This window comes from Plectonema radiosum NIES-515 (assembly GCF_025753815.1).
GTDB classification, from domain to species: Bacteria; Cyanobacteriota; Cyanobacteriia; order Cyanobacteriales; family Nostocaceae; genus Hassallia; species Hassallia radiosum_A.
The window spans coordinates 1-5579 of record NZ_JAOWRF010000268.1 but is presented as its reverse complement, the minus strand read 5'-3'; the positions used below and the strand labels follow the sequence as shown (position 1 = coordinate 5579).

Sequence of the window (5579 nt, the reverse complement as noted above, 5' to 3'; positions counted from 1 at the left end):
TGGGGGATGAGAGGATGAGGGCAGGGGGACGACTTGGGGACAAGGGGGACAAGGGAGACAAGGGAGACAAGCAACCACGCTCTAACTTTTGTACAGACGTTCCATCTCCAACTTTTGTACAGACGTTCCATCTCCAACTTTTGTACAGACGTTCCATCTCCAACTTTTGTACAGACGTTCCATCTCCAACTTTTGTACAGACGTTCCAGTGGAACGTCTCTACCGCTCCAACCAACCACTAACAACTAACTCTTGAGCAATGACTTTTGACCAATGGCTAAAAGCACCGACAGATTTAAGTTTGTCGGTGGATGATGTTCATGTATGGCGAGTTGAGCTTTCGCGATCGCAATTACAATTGCAAGAATTGGCAGAAACTCTATCCAGTGATGAACAAGTTAGGGCTAAGAGATTTCATTTTGAACAGCATCGGCAGCATTTCATCGCTGGTCGTGGTATTCTGCGAACTATATTGGGTCGCTATTTGGGTATTGAACCACAAGCGCTGGGATTTGATTATGAAGCTCATGGCAAACCGGTTTTAGGTGATAAATTTGTTACTAGTGGACTATCGTTTAACTTATCTCATTCCCAGGGGTTGGCGCTGTATGGAGTTTCCAGACACCCGATTGGTGTAGATTTGGAATGCATCCGTGATAATACTGATGTAGAAGCTCTGGCAAAGAGGTTTTTTACAGATAGAGAATATGAGGTAGTGCGATCGCTTTCTCCCAACCAACAGCAACAAATCTTTTTCCGTTACTGGACTTGCAAAGAAGCTTATTTAAAAGCAACTGGCGCCGGATTATCTCAATTAGAACAAGTAGAGATTTTGCTCACACCAACGCAACCAGCCAGTTTACAATCTGAAGAATGGAGTTTAACAGAACTAATACCTGCTAATAATTATCTTGCTGCTGTTGCGGTTGCCGGTCAAAACTTGCATTATTCATGTTGGCAATATTAACTTCTTATTTCTTATTCTTACCTTCTTCTTTGCGCCTCTGCGCCTTTGCGTGAGATAAAATAATGAAATCTATTTTTCCCAACCATTCCCGCACAAATTCCATCCCCTCATCTAAAGAAACATTCGGTGTATAACCTAACTGATTCTTTGCTTTTTCAATGGAATAAGCATAAGGTCGAGTTAAAAAATCGATAGATTCAGGCAAAATATCTACTTCTTGACCTAATGCTTTTTGTTGCAAACATTGCAGCCGAATTAAAAACTTAACAACAGATGCTGGAAGAGAGAAAGGTTTAGGTAAATTTGCAACTTTAGCTAAACGAGTAGCATATTCTTTCCAAGTAGTTTCTTGCCCATCAGTGATATTAAAAGCTTCTCCGTAAGCTTCTTTTTCAATAGCAAGAAAAATTGCATCAATTAAATTATCTATATATACATGATTCATCATTCCGCTTCCACCGTTGGGTAGAAAAAACTTTCTTTGGTGCATCAGTGAAAGCGGACGAATTACCCAAGCGTTACTTCCAGGTCCATAGACATCTCCCGGTCGAATAATAATCACGCCAAAATCTGGTGAATTCAGCTTTAAGAGTTCTTTTTCAGCTTCAATTTTAGTTTTACAATAAGGATTATTATCGCCGTAAAAGGGTCCTGATTCTGTCACTTTGTTAGGATAATTAAAGCCATATACCATAGCGCTGGAGGTGTGAATAAAGATTTTTACACCAGCGTTTTTGGCAGCGTTAGCCATATTTAGGCTTCCACCAACATTTACCTCACGAAACTCTTCTAATGCGCCTCCTTCTTTCACCAGGGCGGCTGTATGCAGTACAATATCAACGCCTTGGCAAGCTTGTTTTGCCGCAACCGGGTCGGTGATGCTACCGATAACGACTTCTGCACCGAGGTTTTGAGCTAGTTTTGCCTTAGCGGGGGAATGTTGCAATCCACGAACATGCATATTGTGAGCGATCGCTAACTCGGTAGCACGCAAGCCAATAAATCCCCCAATTCCAGTTATCAGTAAAGTTTTATTTTCAATATTCATAAATTTATTTCAGTAAAATATGATTGTTCTCAGAAAAAGCGAATAAAATTCACAGCTAAACAGACAAAACTATGAATTAGTCTCAAGTCTGCGTAGGCGGACTTCGTTTGTGTAGCCGCGATTTTAATCGCCCGGTGCTTCTTAATCAGCTTCGTTTGTGTAGCCGCGATTTTAATCGCTCGGTGCTTCTTACTCAGCCAGATTTAAGAAACCGCTTTCAATTAAATAAGCGGTATAAGTCATAAACAATTTGGAATCAATTGGGGCACAAACAACCCCACTTCCTGCTAAGGCATTCAGCGTTTCCTCACAACTGATTTCCGGTCTTCTTGCTTTCAAATATAAATCTGGAATTGTCAATTGTTCTTCAGACCTACGCTCAAGCAAAAAGGGTCGTAGCGTGTATAAAGGATTTTCGGCAGAAGTCACATTGTTAATTAATTGTTCTTGCCAAGCATCGTAAGAAATCACATCAACTGGATAACCAAACGAGCGCACCCAATCAACTAAAACAGTTAAAGGAACAGGTTGAGGATGTTGCAAGTGGAAAGCTTTACCTATCGATTCGTTCTGTCTTGATAGATGAACAATAGCTTTACTTACATAGTCCACAGGAGACATATCCAACATATAATCTACTGCTGGGAAACTTCCCATTTGCAGACAACCTTTTGCCATCAAACAGATAAAATCATGTGTATTGGAAACACCTGTTTGGCTGTGTCCAGCTATTAATGGGGGTCTGTGGATAGTAATTGGGAGTCCGCGATCGCCTGCAATTTTAACTAGCTTTTCTGCAACCCATTTTGTTTGAGAATAACCAAGATGAATGCCTTCCCAATGCTCAAATTCATCGTCTTCTTTGACAACTTTGCCAGCATAAGCATTTGATTCAAAAACAGCGACGCTGGAAACATAATGTACAGGTTTAACTTTGATTTGACATGCTAATTTCAAAATTTCCTGAGTTCCCAAAACATTGGCTGCTTTCAGTGCTGAGTAGGGATAAACATAATTCAGCAAAGCAGCACTATGATAAATAGTGTCAATATTTGTCGCCAAAATTTGAAATTGTTCGGCACCAATTCCTAACAATGGCTGAGACAAATCGCCAACAACAGGAATGATTCGGGAATTAAATTTCTCATCCCAAAGTGCATATTGTTGGAGATTTTTTATCAGTTTATTTTTGCCTTCCTCGACATTGACAGCACGTACCAAACAATAGATAGTAGCTTGGGTTTGCTGTAGCAATTCTTCGATTAAGAAAGCTCCGAGAAAACCAGTTCCACCAGTTAGTAAAATTCGTTCTGGTTCAACTACAGGTTCAAAAAATATCGTGACAGGACGGATGCTAGAATCGAGAACAGCTTCAGCTTTTAAATTGACAACAGGTGTTGTATCAGCGATAACTTTTGTATCTTCTGATTCTTCAGCTAAACGCTGTGAAAGTGATTCAATATTGGGATAATGCCACAGTAGAACCGGAGACGGTTGAAAACCGAGTAAATCTTCCAATCTACTGACAATCATCATTGCTTGTGCTGAACTTAAACCGTAGTTTTCCAAGTTTTCTTGGATATCTATTTCATCAGTTTCGACTTTGAGCAATTCAGCAAGATTTGAAACTAAAAAGGTTTGGATATCTTCAGCACTATGAGGCTGATTCGCAGTATTTGATAAACTCATTTACACACCTAAAATTTAGAAACTTCCGGACGATATTGACTGTAAAAATCTGCTATTTGCAATCCTTGAATTTTCAAGTTTTGTACGCGATATAAAAATGCGGCTCCTGTCATGATGTGATGAGCTACATCAACTACTCGGCGATTTTCTGGTTCAGACAAATAAGAACCCCGCACCCAGTCATTAAAGCTACCCATAGCAGGACCGCACCAAATTTGATAATCGACTTCTCGACCTTTTTCACCAGAGGTAGACCAACGAGAAGATAAGCCTAAATACCAGCGAAAAATTAGAGCCATTTTTAACTTAGGATTATTGACTGCTTTCGCTAATTTTTCGGGATTCTTTTGTGATAAATAAGCAGCAGTTCCTTCCCATACTTCAGCTATAGTTTTGCGGAAAACTTGTTTTTCTAATTTCTCTCTTTCAGCGAGAGGAATTTCTTCAACCGAGTTATAACTTCTGTATAACTCATATAATTTCTGCGCTCGCATTGGGAAGAGAGTTGCTCTTTTGAGAACTTGAAGTTTTACCCCCATTTCAAACATATCTGCTGCCGGTGCCATAATGACATCAGCCATTTCTGCTTGAGCTAACAATTTCTTGGTATGTTCGCAAGCTCCAGATTCAATACACGACTGATTAATTGAACCAGTAACTACAAAAGCAGCACCCATCATAAAGGCAGCTAATGCTGATTCTGGGGTAGCAATTCCTCCAGCTACACCAACTCTAATCGGTTTTTCGTATTGATATTGTTCTTGAATTTCATCTCTCAAGGCAATAATTGAAGGTAACAGACAAACTAGGGGACGATTATCTGTATGACCACCAGAATCAGCTTCGGCAATAATATCATCAGCCATTGGAACTTTGGCTGCTAAATTAGCCTGTAATTCGCTGATTAATCCTTGTTCAAGTAGTTCTTTGAGGATTTTTGTTGGTGCTGGTTGCAGAAATTTAGTGGCAACTTCTCGACGAGAAATTTTGGCAAGGACTTTGTTTTTAATTTCGATTTCATTAGCTGCATTCAAACTTAATCCAGCAACCCGATAATAAACAATGTTGGGAGTTAAGTCTAAAAATGCAGAAGCTTCTACAGTTTTTACGCCATATTTTAGGTATAAATCTACTGCACGACGTTCAATAGCGAGGTCGTTGGGGCTGTGAATTAAATTAAAAGCATAGGGACCATAAGGTAAAGCTTCTTGAATGCTTTTAATAGCTGCTTCCAAACGTTCCGGACTTAATCCACCTGCACCAAAGGAACTCAAAATTTTCGCTTTTCCTAGTGCGATGACCATTTCTTCAGAAGCAATTCCCCCAGCCATTGCACCAGTCGCATAGGCATATTTTACATTATGAGAAGAAAGAAAAGTGCGATCGCCTAAGTTTTGAATTGAAATTGGTGGAACAGCCATCAGCAATTCTACTGTTCCTGGTTTACCGCTATGCTCATTAGGACAAGAATAACCTTCGTTAGTGACACCAATTCTGCCTTCAACTCTAACGATATAACTAGGCTTATCTATAGCTAAAAGTTTTTCTTTGATGCCTTTACGGTCAAAAGATACACAATCTAAGGAACATTTCCAAAGCTGATTTTGGTTATAAGATGAGGCAGAAAAACAAAGCCCATCATTATATTTACTCGATAGCGTATCTACAGTTTTCAATGTGGTTAACCCTCGAATTGTAAGTAAGAAATGGGCAATGGGGTAGAGACGTTTCGGTGAAACGTCTCTATTCGGTGAAACGTCTCTATTCGGTGAAACGTCTCTATTCGGTGAAACGTCTCTATTCGGTGAAACGTCTCTTTTCGGTGAAACGTCTCTATTCGGTGAAACGTCTCTATTCGGTGAAACGTCTCTATTC

Annotated in this window: 4 protein-coding genes; 1 reads left to right on the top strand and 3 read right to left on the bottom strand. The window is 39.8% G+C overall.

Annotated features, from left to right (window positions below):
* Positions 1 to 259 precede the first annotated feature (259 nt).
* A complete protein-coding gene (hetI, locus tag OGM63_RS18840; protein WP_263747188.1) occupies positions 260 to 967 on the top strand; it encodes a 4'-phosphopantetheinyl transferase HetI in 708 nt (235 codons plus the stop codon).
* Positions 968 to 971: 4 nt separating this feature from the next.
* Here the strand turns inward: hetI and OGM63_RS18835 are convergent, their stop codons facing one another.
* The 3 genes from OGM63_RS18835 to OGM63_RS18825 all read right to left on the bottom strand — a co-directional run.
* Positions 972 to 2015, bottom strand: coding sequence for an NAD-dependent epimerase/dehydratase family protein (locus tag OGM63_RS18835; protein ID WP_263747187.1), 1044 nt, complete (start codon positions 2013 to 2015; stop codon positions 972 to 974).
* Between the two features lie 189 nt (positions 2016 to 2204).
* Positions 2205 to 3704, bottom strand: coding sequence for a thioester reductase domain-containing protein (locus OGM63_RS18830; protein WP_263747186.1), 1500 nt, complete (start codon positions 3702 to 3704; stop codon positions 2205 to 2207).
* A gap of 8 nt (positions 3705 to 3712) precedes the next feature.
* The coding region (locus OGM63_RS18825) for a PfaD family polyunsaturated fatty acid/polyketide biosynthesis protein (protein ID WP_318528499.1) at positions 3713 to 5579 on the bottom strand (1867 nt) is incomplete at its 5' end.